The organism is Clostridium sp. CM041, assembly GCF_055081035.1.
The window spans coordinates 334,548-354,489 of the sequence record NZ_CM143648.1; the positions used below are offsets into that span (position 1 = coordinate 334,548).

A 19,942-nucleotide genomic window follows, 5' to 3' on the forward strand; every position below is an offset into this window, starting at 1 on the left:
CATGGGCAATTTTTTTTTTTTGCTTAATAAGGATTTATAAATTCCAACATTATATTTTACCTAGGAGGAAATGGCATGAAATCATTTTTGCAATCATTTTTTAGACTCAAAGAAAACAATTCAAACGTTAGGACTGAAATATTAGCGGGTGTTACAACCTTTATTACTATGGCATATACTATATTAGTAATTCCTAATATTTTAAAGTTTAGTGGTATGAATCTTCCTGGAATAAAGGGTGATGGTGCTGCAGCTTTTACAGCAACAAATGACCCTGTGGTAGGAGCAATTTTTACAGCAGTATGTGTAGGCTCTGGAATTGGTACTATTTTAATAGGTACCTATGCGAATTTACCTTTTGCAATTGCACCAGGTATGGGATTATGTGCTTTCTTTACATATAGTGTATGCTTAACACTCGGCTATACTTGGAATCAGGCTTTGGCAGCTGTATTTATTTCCGGAATTTTATTTATAATAATTACGGTTACTTCAATACGCGAAAAAATAGTAGATGCGCTACCAGCAAATCTCAAGATAGCTATTTGCGGTGGTATAGGACTATTTATTGCGTTGATAGGTTTTAAAACTGGAAGCATAGTAGTTCCGAACCCAGGAACTCTTATAAGTTTTGGTGAATTCACAAATCCACACGCTGCGCTTACAATTATTGGTATAACTATAACGGCAATTTTAATGGGTAGAAATGTAAGAGGAGCTATGCTTATTGGAATAATCGTAACAACAATAATTGGAATACCTATGGGTATAACAAATTTAGCTGGAATAAAGCTCTTAAGTACACCACCGTCCATTGCTCCAACTTTTATGGCTTTTGACTTTAGGGGTCTTTTAGGAGCTGGAGGAGCAGGTGTTATAGGAGCAATAACTAGCATAATTATGGTGGTTTTAACTTTTAGTTTAGTAGACTTATTTGATACAATTGGTACTTTAGTTGGAACAGCAGAAAAAGCCCAGATGTTAGATGAAAATGGAAAAGTTCGAAATATGAGAAAAGCGCTTTTATCAGATGCTATCGCAACAACTATAAGTGCTTGTATTGGTACACCCACTATGGCAACTTATGTTGAATCTACTGCGGGCATAGCTGAAGGAGGAAGAACTGGGTTAACATCTTGCGTGGTAGGCGTTTTATTTCTATTCTCTTTATTCTTTGCAGGTATAGTTGGTATAGTGCCACCAGAAGCAACAGCACCTGCACTAATAATGGTTGGAGTCCTTATGATGGGAGCAGTTACTAAATTAGATTTTGATGATTTTACAGAAGCACTTCCAGCCTTTTTTACTATGGCTATAATGCCTTTTAGCTATAGCATTGCTAATGGAATAGCGGCGGGAATAATATTTTATCCTATACTTAAGGTTAGCACAGGAAGAAGGAAAGAAGTTCATCCAATAATTTATGTGCTTGCAGCGTTATTTATTTTAAGATTTATCTATCTACCGGATTAAGAAGTTATAGTTAATTAATTAAAAATATCATAAATATAACTTCTTGTTTATAAAAAACAGGCCTAGACTTATTTGAAAGTTCTAGTGCCTGTTATTTATTTTGTTTAAATCATTATAATTTTACAGTTTGACCGATATCAATAATTTTTATGCTTCCATCATTTATTCTTTTTAAAGTATCACAGGTAACCTCATCTTCATCCTGAGCTAAAATATAGGTTTTATAATGAACTGGGATCATGATTTTAGCTTTTGTCATTTTAAACATTTTAAAGCTCTGCTCAGGAGTACAATGCATTTCTTGAAACTCATCAGGTTTATAGCAGCCTACAGGCATGATAGCAACATCTGCTATTAAATTTTTATATGTATCAGTATATGCAGTATCGCCAGCGAAAAAAATCTTTTTTGAACTACTTTCAAGTATATAGGAATTGCTATCAGCTTCAGCTCCCCAAGGATAACGTCTACCATCATGATTTGATTTTAAAGCCTTTATTTTTATGTGATTATCATTATACGTTTCATCATCGTTTAGTAGAATTATACTTTTAAAACCTAAAAGTTTTAAAGGAACCTTTAGGTTTTTAGGAGCAATAATTATAGCACTTTTATTTAGTTTCATTAGAGTGGAGTAATTCATATGATCCATATGGCCATGAGACAGCAATATATAATCAATATTAATGGAGGCTAAGTTTAAAGATGGTTTAACTAATCTTTTTAATTGACCAAGATATATACTAGTTACAGGGTCAGTTACTATAACCTTACCATTTAAATTAATAACTACAGTAGCATGGCCTACCCAATGAATAGAATTTGTTACTACGGGCTCATATGATGGCACACTAATGGGATTAAAGTACAATTTAAAGTTTCTACGATGTAATTCATACATATATTTAAAGACTTTCGGGAATTTATTAAAGCTCATTTTATACCTCTTAATTTTAATATATTCGTTTTATAATAATATTAAAAAATCTAATTTAATAATAACATAATCTGCTATTATATATATGCATTAAATTACTAAAAAAAAACAATTGAACTAATATAATATATAATATATAATGTACAGAAGAAAGTGTACATTATATATTATATACATATCTATTATCTATGTAAACGAAATCAAAATTTAAAGGGGGATTTATACATGATTGGCTTTTTAAATGCTTTACTAAAATTATCACCAGTATTTTTAATGGCAGGATTAATGATGTCTAAAATGGATGCATTACTTGCGGCACCAATAGCAACTATTTACGCGGCTATAATAGCATCATTAGTATGTAAATTTAAATTTAATGACATTGTTAATGGTGCGGTGGATAACGTAAAAGAAATGCAATTGGTTTTCTTTATATTGATGGCAGCTTATGCAATGGCAGAGGCTTTTATGTCAACAGGAGTAGGTGCATCAATAATTAATTTTTCATTAACACTTGGATTAACAGCTAGAACTGTAGCTGTAACAGGATTTATGGTAACGGCAGTGCTTTCAGTTGCAACTGGTAGTTCATGGGGAACTTTTGCAGCTTGTGCTCCGATTTTTCTATGGCTAAACCATATAGTAGGAGGAAATTTATTGCTTACTACAGCAGCAATTGCTGGTGGAGCTTGTTTTGGAGACAATATAGGGCTTATTTCTGACACAACTGTTGTAAGTTCAGGTATTCAAAAAGTTGAAGTTATTCACAGAATAAAGCATCAAGGTGTTTGGTCACTTATATGTTTAACAATAACTGCAATTATTTTCTATGCCGTAAGCGTTGGAATGGGACTTCCAACAGTAATTGGTAATGCAGCGGATGCAATAGATAAAATTCCAAAAGATGTATGGGTATCACTTGAAAAAGCTAGACCTTCAGCAGTTGAACTTTTAAATCAAGTTAAAACCGGGGTTCCATATTATATGGTAATTCCATTATTGGTTGTACTTGCAGTAGCAATTAAAGGACTTCCAACACTTGCATGTTTAGGGCTTGGAATAATAACATCTTTAATCCTTGGATTGACAGCAGGAACAGTAGAATCTGTACCTCAATTTTTAGGATTAATGAAAACAGGTTTCGCAGATGCAGGTTCATGGGTTATTGTCATGATGATGTGGGTTGGTGCCTTTGGAGGTATCATGGGTAAAATGGATGCATTTGCTCCGTTATCAAGATTAGTTTCTAAAATTTCAAAAAATGTACGCCAACTTATGTTTTGGAATGGAATGTTGTCAATTTTAGGTAATGCTGCATTAGCAGATGAAATGGCACAAATAGTAACAGTTGGACCAATAATCAAAAATTTACTTGAAGATAACGTAGAGGGTAGCGAAGAAGATATGTATACATTACGTTTAAGAAATGCTACTTTCGGGGACGCACTTGGTGTATTTGGGTCACAGCTTATTCCATGGCATGTATATATAGCTTTTTATATGGGTATAGCTTCATCAGTGTATCCACTTCACAAGTTTTTACCGCTTGATATAATAAAATATAACTTTATGGCTATGGTAGCAGTAGGTTCATTATTACTACTTACTATAACAGGACTAGATAGATTTATACCATTATTTAAATTGCCGACTGAACCCAATGTTAGATTAAAGAAAAATATTAAGAAGAACAGTAAAGATAAATTATCTGCTTAAATGTAAAGTTTCAATAATATGTAATAAAGCACTATATTGTAAATATACAATATAGTGTTTTTATTAAATAACAAGAAAATAATGAATTTGCTTAAATCAGGTCCCGTGGAGCTGAAGTCGTTAAATTGAGGAAAAGAAAAATTTTATATAAACATACTAGTTGATAAATAATTTAATAGTTATTCATGGTGAAATGTTTATCTATAATCATTTTTGAATCTTCTTCGGAGTCTTCTTGAAAATCTCCTTCGGAGTCTTCTTGAGAATTTTCTTGGAAATCTTTTTCAAAATCTTCCTTTTTTTCCGGTTTTTGTCCCCATTTAACTTTAATTGAGAAATTACCATAATTTTCGTCATTAACAAATTTAAATTCATAACCTAATTCTTCATTGTCAGGTATTAAAACACGGGTTCCGTCTATTTTGAGTTTGTCTTTGAATAATCTTATAACTTCATCTTTTAGGAAAAAGTAAAACTCTTCTTTGCTTCCAACATATCTTTCTATAGAATTCATGTATAAACCCCCTTTCATTATAATAATATTCAGATTTAATCATAAAGGTGATAGTAATTATGTGTATTTTTACTAAATGCAATTTTTAACGACATTTTAGAAGGAAAGTCTCCCACTTCTATAAGTGGGAGTTACATAACATAACAAATAGAAAACTTTAGTGGGAGTATAAATCTCCTTCTGAAGTCGTCAATGCAGCTTCTGGGAAGCTGTTGCAGCTCCGCAGGAGATGATTTAATTATAGTGAAATTAGGATATAATACTTATTGATAGGCATATCTAAATAAATAATTCAATAATATTCAATAATATGATATATTAAATAAAGAATATTTGAAAATTATATAGGTAATGCACTTGTATGAAATAACTGTAGAAGGAAGGTTTTTTTATGAAAATTTATTCATGGAATGTAAATGGCATAAGAGCTATAAAAAATAAAGGATTTATTGAATGGATTAAAGAAGAACAGCCAGATATTTTATGTGTCCAAGAAACTAAAATCCAAGAAAACCAAATAGTTGAGGAGCTTAAAAATATAAAAGGTTATTACTCATATTTTTCGTGTGCAGAGAAAAAGGGGTATAGTGGTGTAGCTACTTACACTAAGGAAAAACCAATATCTGTTACGTACGGTATTGGAATAGAAAGATTTGATAGTGAAGGCAGAATATTAATAACTGAGTTTGAAAAGTTTACTCTATTTAACATATATTTTCCTAATGGGCAGAGAGATGAAGAAAGGTTAAATTATAAAATGGACTTTTATGATGCACTGCTCTCCTACTGTGAGATGCTTAAACTAAAAGGGAAAAAGTTAATTATTTGTGGGGATTACAATACTGCACACAAAGAAGTAGATCTTAAAAATCCAAAAGCAAACGAAAAATATTCAGGGTTCTTACCGGTAGAGAGAGCTTGGATGGATAAATTTATATCATATGGTTATGTTGATACTTTTAGATATCTCCACGGGGCAGAAACCAAATATTCTTGGTGGAGTTATAGATTTAAGGCTAGAGAAAAAAATGTAGGATGGAGAATTGATTATTTTTTTGTAACTGAGGAGTTAGTAAGTGAATTAAAAGAAGCTAATATTTTAAATGATGTTTTAGGATCGGATCATTGTCCTGTGAGCATTATTTTATAGATATATATAAGAAAGGAAGTTATAGTATGAAGAATGAGAAAACATTATATCCTGTTAAATCAAAAAAAAGATATGGGTATATAGATAAGGAAGGCAATGTAGTTATAGAATGTAAATATAATTATGCTGAGGAGTTTGAAGGCGAACTGGCCATAATTGGAATAGAGGAAAAGTATGGCTTTATTAATAAGGCCGGAGAGGTTGTAATAGAGCCTAAATATGATGAAGTTCAACAGTTTAGCGAAGGATTTGCAGTAATAAAGTTGGAAGGAAAGAAAGGCTATATTAATTTAAGCGGTGAAATTATCGTTGAGCCTAAATATGATGAATCTAACTATTTTATGGAGGGAAGAGCAGCAGTAAAGAATGGATATATGTGGGGATATATAGATGCTGAAGGTACGGAAATAGTGCCGGTAAACTTTTTAGATGCAGGCGACTTTAGTGAAGGATTAGCAGCAGTGCAAATAGGTGGTAGAATAGCTTATATTGATAAATATGGAAAAGTTATAATAGATGCGATCTATGAGTATGCCCATGCATTTAACGATGGGATGGCATCTGTTTGCGCTAATGGAAAGTATGGCTATATAAACAATAAGGGAGAAATAATTATACCCCTTCGATATAATGTTTGTGGGGAGTTCAATGATGGACTCGCACCAGTTGAAATGAGGGAAAAATACGGCTATATAGATTGCAGCGGCGAGCTTATTATAAAACCTAAGTTTCAATGGGCAGATAGTTTCTATGAAGGCATAGCTGTAATTTGTGAGAATGAAAAATATGGTTGCATTGATAAAAATGGAAGCATTATAATACCCACTAAGTTTGAAGATGTAGATATTATGAGTGAAGGTTTAATAGCAGCTCAAATAGGAGAAAAGTGGGGTTACATAGATTGCGTTGGGGAAATAGTTATAGAGCCAAGTTTTGAAGAAGCATATGAATTTATTGGTGGAATTGCAAGGGTTGAATTAGGTAAAAGAATTGGATATGTTAATAAATTAGGGGAATATGTTTGGAAATTACAATCATAAAATTTTAATGAATGGAAGTTTCTTAAGTCTATTATAATTAAATAAGTATTGAAACCTCTACTGGAAATCCAGTGGAGGTTTTGTTGTATTGATGACAACATTTACTGTATAATAAGACTTACAACACTAATTAGGAGAGATGTAAATGGAAAAGATTGAATTACTAGCCCCTGCTGGAAGTATGGAAAGCGTATATGCAGCAGTGCAAATGAGGGCAGATGCAGTTTATATAGGAGGAAGTAAATTCTCAGCAAGAGCTTATGCTTTTAATTTTGATAATGAGAACCTCGCTCGGGCAGTAGATTACTGTCATATTTATGGAGTTAAAGTATATGTTACTTTAAACACATTACTAAAGGATAACGAATTAAAAGAAATTATGGAGTATGTAGGCTTTTTATATAGTGTAGGAGTAGATGCACTGATTGTTCAAGATACAGGATTAATATACTTAATAAGAAATAATTTTCCTGATTTTGAGCTTCATGCGTCCACACAGATGACGATTCATAATGGCGAAGCTGCCTTGTTTTTAAAAGAGATGGGATTTACTAGGATAGTTCTCTCAAGAGAGCTTAGTTTAAAAGAAATTGATTACATATCTAACACTTTAAAAGTGGAAACAGAAGTTTTTGTTCATGGAGCTTTATGCATATGTTATTCGGGACAGTGTCTTATGAGTAGTATTATTGGAGGGCGAAGTGGAAACAGGGGCAGATGTGCTCAACCCTGCAGATTACCTTATACACTAACAGATAAAAACACTGACAAAATGTATAAGGCATACCTTTTAAGCCCTAAAGATACTTGTACAATAGAAAACTTAAAAGATATAGCTAAAAGTGGCACGTCTTCACTAAAAATTGAAGGAAGAATGAAAAAACCGGAATATGTTGCAGGTGTTGTGGAAATATATAGACGAGCGCTGGACAATATTTGTAATAATAAAATACAAAAATTAGATAAGGATACTAAAGTTTTAACACAATTATTTAATAGAGAAGGGTTTTCAAAAGCTTACCTATATGGTAATAAAGGAAAAGATATGATGGCATATAAAGTGCCTAAAAATTCTGGGCTACCAATAGGCATCGCAAACGATGATTTGTCAGTAACACTTTTAGAGAATGTAGCATTAAAAGATGGTGTAATGTTTTTAGAGGATGGGTTTGCTATTTCAAAAATAATAAAGAATGGGATAGAGGTCGAAAATGCATTGACCTCCGATAGAGTTTTATTAAAACCAGCTAAATTTAAAGCTGGAGACCTTTTATACAAAATTTCTGATGTTAAGTTAATGGATGATCTTTCAAATAGGTATAAGGATAAATTTAAGAGGAAAATAGAAATAAATCTTTCGATTGAGTTCGCCACAAATAAGCCTTTAAGCATAAGTACAAATTATATGGGAAAAGGCTTTAATGTTAAGGGAGATATCGTTCAAGAAGCTTTAAATAAACCACTTGAAAGAGAACGTATAACCAAAAATCTATCTAAAACAGGAGATACTCCTTTCAAAATAAATGAAGTGAATTTTGAAAGCTTTGAAGAAGGTTTTGTGCCAATGGCAACATTGAATTTAGTTAGAAGAGAATTAATAGATGACGTTCAAAATTATATAATAGCAAAATATAAAAGAGAAAAAAATAATGTGCAGATTAATTACAATAAAGGACTTAGCCTACAGGGAGAAAAGAATTATTTAGAATTTAATGAGAATAAAAATAGCATTATACCTGAGACACTTATATATGTAACAAATGAAGAGCAATTAAAAGCGGTACTTGAAATGGGTTTTGATAATATTGCCATAAATCCTTTTATGAGAAGGTGTAACATCAACTTTAATGAGTATGATGTAAATATTTATTTGAAGGTTCCCAATATTATCAAAGAAGAATTTGAAGGTATTTGTGAATTTATTGAGAATAACTTAGGTAAATTAAAAGGTATTATTACTGCTAATCTAGGAATAATTAGTAGATTTAATAAAAAAATCACTGTAATTGGGGATTATAAATTGAATATTTTTAATAGCTATGCAGGAGATTTTTACAAGGATTTTCTAACTGGAACTTGTATTAGTGCTGAGTTAAACCAAATGGAAATCAAGAAAATTGCAACTAAAAGTTCTTTGCCGCTGCAAATTGTGATTTACGGAAAATATGAGCTTATGGTTAGTGAATATTGTGCTATAGGAAGCGTTTTCGGAAACAAGAGTGATAATAATACCTGCAAAGAGAAATGCATCAAAGGATCGTATACACTTAAAGATAGAATGGGCGCAGAATTTAGTATTGATACTGACAAATATTGTAGAAGTTATATTTATAACAATGTGCCTGTGAATTTGATCTCTAATATGGATGAGATCAAGAAAAATAATATTTCCTCTTTTAGATTAGATTTTATCCATGAAAATTATGAGGAAACTATAGAGGTTCTTAGAAATTATATCAATAAAGAATGGCAAGGAGATTTTAAAAATTATACTAGAGGGCACTATAAAAGAGGAGTCGAATAAATAATAGTAGGCTTTTAAATTTTTTAACAAAGGAAAGATGGTGAATTATTATGAATACAAAATCATTAAAGGTTTTAGAATACTATAAAATTAAAGAAAAAATCAAAACATACACGCACACTACGGCGGGTAAAGACCTTATAGAGGGTTTGGAGCCTTACACTAATATTTATGAAGTGAAAGAACACTTACAGGAAACTAATGAGGCACTACTGCTTTTATCTAAAAAAGGAAGTGCACCATTTGAAGGTATATATGATGTTCGGTCTGCAATAATAAGGGCTTCAAAAGCAGCATCACTTATGCCAACGCAGCTTTTGCGGATAGCGCAAATGCTTAGGTGTGCTAGATTATTTCAAAATTATGTTGGTAACAAGGCAGATGAGCAGTCCTCTAGAGTTTTAGAAGATATATGTATTGGGATTGTCCCAATAAAAAAATTAGAAGATGAAATTTTTATAGCAATAATTAGTGATGAAGAAATTTCTGATAGGGCTAGTAGTTTGCTTTTTAGCTTAAGGAAATCTTTAAAAGAGAAGAATGCTTCAGTAAAAGATAAGGTAACTTCATTAGTTAGATCAAATGCAAAATATCTTCAAGAAAGTCTTTATACTATAAGAGGGGATAGATACGTAATTCCTGTTAAAATAGAACATAAAGGTAGTGTACCAGGAATTGTGCATGATCAGAGTTCTTCAGGGGCTACACTATTCATTGAGCCAATGAGTTTAGTGAACCTAAATAATGAAATTAAGGAAATTATGCTAAAGGAAAAGGCTGAGGTTGAGAGAATTTTGGCCGAATTATCCTATAAGATATATGAAAATATAAATATTGTTGGTAACAATGCAAATATAGTGTGGGAATTAGATTTTATTTTTGCAAAGGCAAGGTATGCAATAGAAATTAATGCTATTATCCCAAGTGTTAATGAAGAGGGAGTAATTGATATAATTGAAGCAAGGCACCCTTTGATAGATCCGTTGGTTGTAGTACCGAGTAATATTTATTTAGGAGGAGAATTTACCTCGCTAGTGATAACAGGCCCAAATACTGGGGGTAAAACAGTAACTTTAAAAACTGTAGGCTTAATTCAGTTAATGGCTATGAGTGGGATTTTAATTCCAGCTAGAGAAGGGTCCATGGTAAGCTTTTTTCATGAGATTTTCGCAGATATAGGTGACGAGCAAAGCATAGAGCAAAGCTTATCTACCTTTTCTTCCCATATGGCAAACATAGTAAATATAATTGAAAAAGCAGATATAAAATCTCTAACTCTATTTGATGAATTAGGGGCTGGAACAGATCCTACAGAGGGAGCAGCACTTGCTGTTTCAATTCTCGAAAATTTAAGGGCAAGAGGTACAAAAGTAGTTGCGACTACCCATTATAGTGAATTAAAAGGATATGCTTTAAAAACTACAGGAGTTGAAAATGCTTCTGTAGAATTTAATGTAGACACGTTAAGCCCGACATATAGACTGATAATTGGAGTGCCAGGTAAATCAAATGCTTTTGAAATATCTAAGAGACTAGGTCTCCCAGATTACATTATTAAAAATGCAAAAGAGAATATTTCTAAAGATACATTGGAGTTTGAAGAATTAGTTCAAAGTTTGCAAGAAAAAAGCATAAAGGCAGAGCGTGATGCTAGGGAAGCTGAAGCTTTGAAGCTAGAAGCTAGTAAGTTAAAAGATAAATACCAGGAAAAATTATATAAACTTGAAAACATTAGAGAAAATGCAATGTATGAAGCTCAAAGGGAAGCAAAGAGACTTATAAAAGATGCCAAGGAAGAATCAGATGTCATTCTTAAAAACATGAGACAACTTGAAAAACTTGGATATTCATCTGAAGCAAGGCAAAAGCTTGAAGAGGAAAGAATGAAAATTAGAAATAAGCTTGAAACATTAGAGAGACATGTAGAAAAAAGCAATGATGAACTAGGAGAAAAATTAAAAAATGTAAAACAAGGTCAGGAAGTATATTTACCATCTCTTAACCAAAAGGTTATTGTAATATCAAAACCTGATAAAAAGGGTGAGGTGCAGGTTCAAGCTGGTATTATGAAGATAAATGTCAAAGTGTGTGATCTGAGAGAATCAAAGCTTACGCAGGAAGATAAGAAAAAGGCAAAGATAATTAAGAGAGAAATGAAGCTAAATATAAGAAGTGTGTCAACCTCTGTAGATTTAAGAGGTATGGATTCGGAGGAAGCTCTTTATACTGTTGATAAATATTTAGATGAAGCTTGTTTAGGAGGACTTAAAGAAGCTACAATTATTCATGGCAAGGGAACAGGAGTTTTAAGAAAAGCGATTACAGATATGTTAAAGAGGCATGGCCATGTTAAAACATATAGATTGGGAAATTATGGTGAAGGCGGTAGTGGAGTTACTTTAGTAGAGCTAAAATAAAGGATGGTTATGATATGATTATTGTAAGTGCTTGTTTATGTGGAGTTAATTGTAAATATGATGGCGGGAATAATTTAGATTTAAGGGTGCTTAAACTATTGAAAGAAGGAAAAGTTATGCCTGTTTGCCCAGAACAGTTAGGGGGACAAGAAACCCCTAGGGCTCCTCATGAAATTGTAAACGGGAATGGTAGAGATGTACTAGAAGGTAAATCTAGAATTTTTGGACCAGAGGATGATGATGTAACTGCAAAGTTTATAAAAGGGGCTTATGAAACTCTTGAAATTGCACAAAACGTTGGAGCTAGTATTGCTATTTTAAAAGCACGAAGTCCTTCTTGTGGAACTCCCCAAATATACGATGGAACTTTTAGTGGAACCAAAAGAAATGGTAATGGAGTTACTGCGGAGTTATTATTATCCAGGGGTATAAAAGTTTTTACAGAAGAAAATCTAGATGATTTAGATTATAACTAAGGGGGAAATAAAATGAATTATAAAGATGTTTTAAAAGATGCTAGAGGGAATTTAAACAAAAGCTGTAGAGTTTGTCCTATATGTAATGGAGTTGCTTGTGCTGGAGAGGTACCTGGAATGGGCGGAAAAGGAACAGGAGATGCTTTTAAAATTAATATAGAGTCACTAGCAGCTTATAAACTTAATATGAGAACTATACATGATGCAAGAAATCCAGATACTTCTATAGAACTATTTGGAAGAAAAATGGATATGCCTGTATTTGCAGCTCCTGTATCTGGAACTACTTTAAACATGGGTGGTAAATTTAGTGAAGAAGAATATATATCTTGGGTTATTAGTGGATGCCTTAAGGGTGGTATAATCCCAATGGTGGGAGATACTGCTGTAGATTCTTTTTTTACAACTAATCTTTGTGAATTAGAAAAACAGGGTGGAAACGGCATTGCAATAATAAAACCTTGGGAAAATGCAAATGTTATAGAAAAAATTAGATTAGCAGAAAAAGCAGGCGCATTTGCTATAGGTATGGATATAGATGCTTGCGGTCTTATTACGTTAGCACTTCATGGCAAACCAGTTATGCCTAAAACCATAGAAGAGATTAAAGAAATTGTTGAATCAACGAAGCTTCCATTTATTTTAAAAGGAATAATGACAGCAGATGAAGCAAAACTTGCTGTGGATGCAGGGGTAGCCGCAATTGTAGTGTCAAATCATGGTGGGAGAGTATTAGACCAAACTCCGGGTGTAGCAGATGTTCTTACGGAAATTGCGAAGGAAGTTAAGGGGAAAGTAATTATTTTAGCTGATGGTGGAGTTCGAAGTGGAGCAGATATACTTAAAATGATAGCACTAGGTGCAGACGCGGTACTTATTGGGAGGCCATTTGTAACAGCATCCTTTGGAGGCAAGGCTGAAGGCGTAAAATCTTATATTGATTACCTTCGAGGTGAATTAAAATCAGCTATGGTGCTTACAGGGTGTAAATCCATACAAAATGTTAATAATAGAATTTTATATTAAACTTATTAAAAGGTCACTGAAATATTGTGATCTTTTTAATTCTCTACTCCTTTTAGTAGATTAAATCATCTCCTGCAGAGCTGCACAGCTTCGAGGAAGATGAATTGACAACTTCAGAAGGAGATTTATGCTCCCACTTATAGAAGTAGGAGGCTTTCCTTCTGAAATGTCGTTAAATTGGCAAAAACATTTGTAAAAACCCTTAGAATCGTAAATGAGAAAACAAAGGAGGAATAAAAATGCCAGTATACATACTAGCATCTAAAGAAATATTAGAGCATATAAAGCAATATACAAAGAAAGGTGAAGTAGTTAGGATCTCTACTCCTCTAGAATATAATAATATATTATATAGAGAGATTGTATTTTCTAAGAAATTGTTCGGAAATTTTCGTAAAGAAAATTTGGGATATCTTTATATTAATGAAAAAAATGAAATTGCTACTGAAAAATCTTTACAAGAAAGGCTAGCGAAATTAGCTTATTTTTCAGAAATATTTTATAATACAGAAAACAGAGCATGCATAGTTAATTCATTTCAAGATGAATCTACAGTTGAAAAGGATAAGAAAGAGTATAAATTAGTGGCTGAGGGTTTAGAGTTATTAGCTAAAGAAGGAGTTGTGGACTCAGAGCAGGTAAAACAAATTGTTATTCAATTGCCTGATATTAGAAAAAAGAATAATGAAACTTTAAAACAACTTATGGGTAAATCTCAGGAATTTAAAGAGGAGAAAAAATATTTTAATGAACATATGTTGGAAGAATTATTGCCAACATACAGAGATGCCTTAAGCATAAATTTACAAAAGATAAGATTGGTATATTCTGCAAGCGGATGCTATGAAAATATTAAAAGAATTTCCGAAAATAAGAGAAAACAAATGTCCATTAGGTTTAATCAAAAATTAGCTGAACCCTTAAAAAAGATAATTCATGTTATGGAGTATTTTATTAAAACAGTTAATACCTGTGAAACAATAAGTGAAATGCAAGACACTGAATATTTCAAGTATTTAGGAACTATTGAAAAAGCAAATGTTGATTATAGAGTAAAATTGAATAGAAGAAAAAAGAACTCCTAAATTAGGAGTTCTTTTTTCTTCTATTCAACAGTTATATAAACAGCATCTTCTTCTCTAACAACTTTTATATATTCAACTTCAGGGTCTTCAGTTCCTTGAACATATAATCCAGTGTTTTTCAATTTTTCAACATAATCTACGATTTCTTGAGTTATTCTCTCACCGGGGCAAAGTACTGGTATGCCAGGTGGATAAGCCATTAAGAATTCTCCGCTTATCATACCAACACTATTTTTGATTTCAACAGCAGTGTTTACGCTGTTGAAAGCCTCGCGTGGAATTTGAACTTGCTCTGGAATACTAGGAATATCAATAAAATCAGATTTTATTGTGCCTTTGCCATAGTACTCATTGCTTATTTCTACTAAAGCTTGAAGTAATTGCTCCATTCCATCTTTTGTATCTCCATACGAACCAACGGCTAATATGTTATAAAGATCAGATAATTCCATTTGGATATGATATTTGTTAGATAAAATCATATCCAAGTCATAACCAGTTATTCCTAAATCTCTACAAGTTATTGTTATTTTAGTTGGATCAAAAGCGTAAGCACCGAAACCATCTAAAACCTCTTCGCCAAAACAATAAAATCCTGGGATTTTATTTACTTCACTTCTTACATAATTACATAAATCAATGGTTTTTTCTAAAAGCTGAGTGCCCTCTAGTGCAATTTGTCTCCTAGCACAATCCAGTGATGCCATTAGTATGTAGGAAGGTGACGTTGTGTGCATTAGGTTTATTAGTTGTTTAACTCTAGCAGGGTTAACACGCTTTGAATTAACATGCAGCATTGAACTTTGAGTTAATGAACCTATAATTTTATGAGTGCTTTGAGCACATATGTCTGCACCAGCTTCCATTGCTGACATTGGTAATTTGCTATTAAAATTAAGATGAGGGCCATGAGCTTCATCAACTATAAAAGGAATATCGTATTCATGAACAATATCTGCAATTTTCTTAATATCAGTGGAAACTCCATAATATGTTGGGTTAATTATAAGTACAGCTTTTGCATCAGGATTATTCTTTAAGGTTTCTTCTACTGTTTCTGGGGAAACTCCATGAGCAACACCTATTTTTTTATCTAGTTCTGGTTGCATATAAACTGGAACTGCACCTGATAAAATGATACCACCAGTTATGGATTTATGTACATTTCTAGGTACAATTATTTTATCACCAGATCCAACTACAGACATAATCATAGCTTGAATAGCGCCAGAAGTTCCATGTACTGAGAAAAATGATGCATCAGCACCATAAGCATCCGCTGCTAATTCTTGCGCCTTTTTAATAGGTCCAGTTGGGTGGTGAAAACTATCAACAAGTTTAAAAACCGTAACGTCAATTTTAAAAGGGTTTTCCCCCATAAAATTTCTAAATTGTTCATCAGCGCCTATTCCTTTTTTATGCCCAGGTACGTGAAAAGGTAAGGTTTCTCTGTCTACATATTCCATTAGAGCATCAAATAGTGGAGTTTCATTTTGATTTAATCTATACAATCTATACACCCCTTTCAAAAGAATTTATATTAGAAAACATTTAAATAAATAACGAGTCGGTATGTTAGACTATCCTAGCCTATTTATTTAAATGTTCCAAATTTTTAAAACTGTTCTTTATAGTATATTCATTCAGCCAATTTATAATTATAAATGATTAGATATATAAATGCAATTATAATCTTCAAATAAAAGATAATCATGTCGTAAATGCTAGGCAATTAAGATTTTTAGAAGAAATACAGTAATTGAAAACATGAAAGAGTGGGTTATTTGTAAAAAATGCCTTTTATTTGTCATGCATTGATAGTATAATATAATGGACTAAAGATAGATTTGGAGGAACAGAAAGGAAGATAATAATTGTTTGCTTCCTCAGGGGAATATAAGGAGGGTAATATAAAATGTACAAAGAAAAATATAAAAGTTGGATTAATTCTAATTTGATAGATTTGAAATTAAAGAAAGAGCTAGAGCAATTAGTAGATGAAAAAGAAATTGAAGATAGATTTTATAAGGATTTAGAGTTTGGTACAGGGGGATTAAGAGGTGTAATTGGAGCAGGAACAAACAGAATGAATATACATACCATAGGTAAAGCTACTCAAGGGTTAGCAGATTATTTGAACTCAAGATATAAGGGGAATATATCAGTTAGCATAGCGTATGATTCAAGAAATATGTCTAAGGAATTTGCAATAGCGGCTGCAGAAACTCTTTGTGGTAATGGTATTTTTGTTAATTTATTTGAACAATTAACACCAACTCCAATTTTATCTTATGCTGTACGCGCACTAAAAAGTAAAGCTGGTATTGTTATTACAGCATCACATAATCCTAAAGTGTACAATGGATATAAGGTTTATGGAGATGATGGTGGACAAGTCACTGATGAAGCTGCAAGCCAAATTATAAATTGTGCAGCTAGCATAAAAGATTTTTCTAAGGTTAAAACTATGGAGTTTCATAAAGCAAAAACCAATGGAATGTTAACAATAATTGGAGAAAATCTTTATTTATCATACATTGATAAGGTTAAAAATTTAACTATGAGAAAAGACCTAGTTAAGGAATATGCCAAGGATTTAAAAATAATTTATACTCCTATTCATGGATCTGGAAACGTACCTGTGAGGAGAGTTTTAAAAGAATTAGGATATGATAATGTATTTGTTGTAAAAGAACAGGAAATGCCAGATGGGAATTTCCCTACGGCGCCATATCCTAATCCAGAAGAACCAAAGGTGTTTGAATTGGCGCTTATTATGGCAAAAGACATTAATCCAGACATTATTTTTGGTACGGACCCTGACTGCGATAGGATTGGAGTAGTAGTTAAAGACAAAGAAGGAAAGTATAAGGTTCTTACAGGAAATCAGACAGGCGTATTATTAAGTAATTATATTTTAAGCTCATTAAGTGAAACTAATGGATTGTCTAAAAATGGCGTAGTAATAAAAACTATTGTTACTACAAATATGGTAGAGAGTATTGGCAAAAAATATAATGTTGAAGTGTTAGATGTGCTCACAGGATTTAAATATATTGGAGAAAAAATTAAAGAGTTTGAAAATGCGGGTGAAAAAGAATTTATATTTGGTTTTGAAGAAAGCTTTGGTTATTTAGCAGGAAATTTTGTGCGTGATAAAGATGCAGTAATAGCTGCAATGTTAATTTGTGAAATGACACTCTACTATAAAAACAAAGGCATGAGTTTGCATGATGCTTTGATGGCTATTTATAAAGAACATGGATACTACGAGGAGGGTTTAGTTTCAATAGAACTTGCTGGAAAAGATGGTGCAGAAAAAATAGGTACTATAATAGAACATTTAAGACATTCAATGAATGGATTAATAGGTAATAATAAAATTATAAAAAAAATGGATTATAGAGCTGGTTTAGAAGCGGATTTAATCACAAACAAAGAGAAAATAATTGAATTGCCGAAATCAAATGTATTAAAGTTTGTCTTAGAGGATGGTTCTTGGTTTGTAGTTAGGCCTTCTGGAACTGAACCAAAAATGAAAATTTATTTATCTGTTAAAGGAAATTCCTTAGAGAATACGTCTAAAAAAATAACTGAGCTAAAAGAAAATGTTATGTCAATAGTTGATGAAGCAGGCACAAATTAAAATGATTTAACTGCATTTCAGAAGTAGTTAATATTACAGCAGCGTAGGTGACAATTAAATTCATATTTAACCATAATTTTCATTATTATGATTTTATATGGTTTACAAATCAACCTCAGTATACTATTATTATTAATAGTAACACTTGTAGCATAAATTTTTAAACCAGTAGGAAGGTGTAATCATGGATATTAAAACATATTTTTCAGAAAAATTATCAGTTCTTCTTTTTCTAGAAATAAAAAAAGACAGCAAAATCAATGACTTTGTGATTTTGGATGATATATATTTCCCGGTGAGAACTAACGAGATAATTCAAAAAGTAAGGAATAAAGAAGATTTTGACAATATACCAGTTAATCTATTTATAGAAGGGATGTTCTATGTTTTAGGAGCAGATGAGCTTTTTAAATACAATAAAGAGTATAAACAAATTATAAATACTATTCCAAATTCAGTAGGATTTATTAAGGGTGTTATATTTAAAGAAATTCAGAATGAAAAGTACGAAGAAGCATTTATCTTTTTAAAAGGGTTGTTAACTATAGAAGAAAATAAAGATAATTACGATAAGATTTTTTTGTTAGTTGATAAATTAAGAGCTACAAATAGTATATTCAAGGATGAACAACTAAAACTTGTAGAAAAAGCTAAACAAATCACTAATTATAGTAATCCATATTTATATGAGGCACTAGTTTTAAATAGTGAAAGTAAACATGAATTAGCATTAATTGCAATAAGTAATTATACTATAAATGGTGGAGAACAAACGGAAGCGGTTATTGAACTTAAAAACGATTTGGAAACCATAACAAATTTTCAAAAAGCAAAAGATCTAGTATCTAATAATCCTAAAGGTGCACTTGAAATTTTTATTCCTTTAATGGAACAATTAGGAGATAGAGCAGATATATATTATCACACTGCTGTAGCATACAGGAATTTACAAAATTACGAGAAGGCTATATACTATTTGAATGAAGCACAAGCAATTGACAGCGATTTGATAGAGGTAATAAATGAATTTGGCATTAACTATGCTTGTCTTGAAAATTACGAAGCAGCTATTCAATATTTTAGGAAAGCATTTGAGGTCACAAAGTCAATAGAGATATGTACAAATCTTGTTATGTGTTATTTAAATGTTAAAAACTTTGCGCAGGCGAGGATACATTTAGAAATGGCTAAAAAAATAGATCCAAAAGATGAAATTGTAATGCAACTAGAAAATCAATTGGTGGAGGGTAAATAATGGAGTTAGCGGAATATTTTAATATTATAAAAAAGAGATTACGATTAGTAATTTTAGTTACAATTGGAGCAACGGTGCTTAGTGGAGTTTTAAGCTATTTTGTTATTACACCTACTTATAAAGCTGATATATCGGTAATAATTGGGAAAATAGAAAGTAAATCTGTGGCATCACAGGATAATTATAATGATGTAATTATGTATCAAAAATTAGTTAAAACATATAGTGAGTTTGCTAAATCAAGAAAGGTTTCAGAACATGTTATTAAATCACTTAATTTAAAAATAGAACCTGATGAGCTTCAAAAAATGGTAGCAGTAGTACCTAAAGGAGATACTGAATTTTTAACGATAACAGTTAAATCTAAGGATCCAAAAGAAGCTATGAACATTGCTAATCAGTTAGCTAAATCATTAAAATTTATAAGTAACGATGTTAAAAAAATGGATAATGTGCAACTTTTAGATGAAGCATTAGAACCTACAAAGCCAGATAGTCCAAATCCAAAGTTAAATATGGCAATTGCATTTTTTATTGGACTCATGGGTTCACTGGGAATAGCATTTTTATTTGAATATTTAGATAACACTATAAAAAGTCAAGAGGACATAGAAAAATTAACTGGATTACCAGTTATAGGTATTATTCCTTTAACTCAAGATAAAAAATAGGAGGATGAGAAT

General features: G+C 31.7%; 15 protein-coding genes. 12 read left to right on the forward strand and 3 right to left on the reverse strand.

Annotated elements, in window-relative coordinates; all coding sequences use genetic code 11:
* Positions 1–75 precede the first annotated feature (75 nt).
* Positions 76–1,473, forward strand: a complete 1,398-nt coding sequence (locus ACWJJT_RS01675; protein WP_462955811.1) for an NCS2 family permease — start codon at positions 76–78, stop codon at positions 1,471–1,473.
* Positions 1,474–1,585: 112 nt separating this feature from the next.
* On the opposite strand, the gene ACWJJT_RS01680 is transcribed toward ACWJJT_RS01675, so the two are convergent.
* Complete coding sequence (locus ACWJJT_RS01680) at positions 1,586–2,410, reverse strand: MBL fold metallo-hydrolase (protein WP_462955812.1); 825 nt, start codon at positions 2,408–2,410, stop codon at positions 1,586–1,588.
* Between the two features lie 225 nt (positions 2,411–2,635).
* Here ACWJJT_RS01680 and ACWJJT_RS01685 point away from each other — a divergent pair, with 225 nt between their 5' ends.
* A complete protein-coding gene (locus ACWJJT_RS01685) occupies positions 2,636–4,126 on the forward strand; it encodes a Na+/H+ antiporter NhaC family protein (RefSeq protein ID WP_462955813.1) in 1,491 nt (496 codons plus the stop codon).
* Between the two features lie 172 nt (positions 4,127–4,298).
* Here ACWJJT_RS01685 and ACWJJT_RS01690 read toward each other — a convergent pair whose 3' ends face one another.
* Positions 4,299–4,640: a hypothetical protein gene (locus tag ACWJJT_RS01690; RefSeq protein WP_462955814.1), complete on the reverse strand. Its 342-nt coding sequence runs from the start codon at positions 4,638–4,640 to the stop codon at positions 4,299–4,301.
* 391 nt (positions 4,641–5,031) lie between these two features.
* Between ACWJJT_RS01690 and ACWJJT_RS01695 the strand changes: the two genes are divergently transcribed.
* The 7 genes from ACWJJT_RS01695 to ACWJJT_RS01725 all read left to right on the forward strand — a co-directional run bounded on the left by ACWJJT_RS01695 (position 5,032) and on the right by ACWJJT_RS01725 (position 14,358).
* A complete protein-coding gene (locus ACWJJT_RS01695; protein ID WP_462955815.1) occupies positions 5,032–5,790 on the forward strand; it encodes an exodeoxyribonuclease III in 759 nt (252 codons plus the stop codon).
* Positions 5,791–5,816: 26 nt separating this feature from the next.
* Complete coding sequence (locus tag ACWJJT_RS01700) at positions 5,817–6,830, forward strand: WG repeat-containing protein (RefSeq protein WP_462955816.1); 1,014 nt, start codon at positions 5,817–5,819, stop codon at positions 6,828–6,830.
* A gap of 145 nt (positions 6,831–6,975) precedes the next feature.
* Positions 6,976–9,354 carry a U32 family peptidase gene (locus tag ACWJJT_RS01705; RefSeq protein WP_462955817.1) on the forward strand — a complete coding sequence of 793 codons (2,379 nt, stop codon included), beginning with the start codon at positions 6,976–6,978 and terminating at the stop codon, positions 9,352–9,354.
* A 50-nt stretch (positions 9,355–9,404) separates the two neighbouring features.
* Entirely contained in the window at positions 9,405–11,771 is a 2,367-nt protein-coding gene (locus ACWJJT_RS01710) for an endonuclease MutS2 (RefSeq protein WP_462955818.1), read from the forward strand.
* A gap of 14 nt (positions 11,772–11,785) precedes the next feature.
* Positions 11,786–12,247, forward strand: coding sequence for a 2-thiouracil desulfurase family protein (locus ACWJJT_RS01715; protein ID WP_462955820.1), 462 nt, complete (start codon positions 11,786–11,788; stop codon positions 12,245–12,247).
* A 12-nt stretch (positions 12,248–12,259) separates the two neighbouring features.
* Positions 12,260–13,273, forward strand: a complete 1,014-nt coding sequence (locus ACWJJT_RS01720; protein ID WP_462955821.1) for an alpha-hydroxy-acid oxidizing protein — start codon at positions 12,260–12,262, stop codon at positions 13,271–13,273.
* A 239-nt stretch (positions 13,274–13,512) separates the two neighbouring features.
* Complete coding sequence (locus tag ACWJJT_RS01725; protein WP_462955822.1) at positions 13,513–14,358, forward strand: hypothetical protein; 846 nt, start codon at positions 13,513–13,515, stop codon at positions 14,356–14,358.
* A gap of 20 nt (positions 14,359–14,378) precedes the next feature.
* Here the strand turns inward: ACWJJT_RS01725 and ACWJJT_RS01730 are convergent, their stop codons facing one another.
* Entirely contained in the window at positions 14,379–15,869 is a 1,491-nt protein-coding gene (locus tag ACWJJT_RS01730) for an aminotransferase class I/II-fold pyridoxal phosphate-dependent enzyme (protein ID WP_462955823.1), read from the reverse strand.
* A gap of 404 nt (positions 15,870–16,273) precedes the next feature.
* Between ACWJJT_RS01730 and ACWJJT_RS01735 the strand changes: the two genes are divergently transcribed.
* The 3 genes from ACWJJT_RS01735 (at position 16,274) to ACWJJT_RS01745 (ending at position 19,930) form a co-directional block, all read left to right on the forward strand.
* The gene (locus ACWJJT_RS01735) at positions 16,274–18,004 is read left to right on the forward strand and encodes a phospho-sugar mutase (protein WP_462955824.1); all 1,731 of its coding nucleotides are present in this window, start codon (positions 16,274–16,276) and stop codon (positions 18,002–18,004) included.
* A 184-nt stretch (positions 18,005–18,188) separates the two neighbouring features.
* The gene (locus ACWJJT_RS01740) at positions 18,189–19,259 is read left to right on the forward strand and encodes a tetratricopeptide repeat protein (RefSeq protein WP_462955825.1); all 1,071 of its coding nucleotides are present in this window, start codon (positions 18,189–18,191) and stop codon (positions 19,257–19,259) included.
* Complete coding sequence (locus tag ACWJJT_RS01745; protein ID WP_462955826.1) at positions 19,259–19,930, forward strand: YveK family protein; 672 nt, start codon at positions 19,259–19,261, stop codon at positions 19,928–19,930. The genes ACWJJT_RS01740 and ACWJJT_RS01745 overlap by 1 nt, the downstream gene beginning before the upstream one ends.
* Positions 19,931–19,942: the final 12 nt, after the last annotated feature.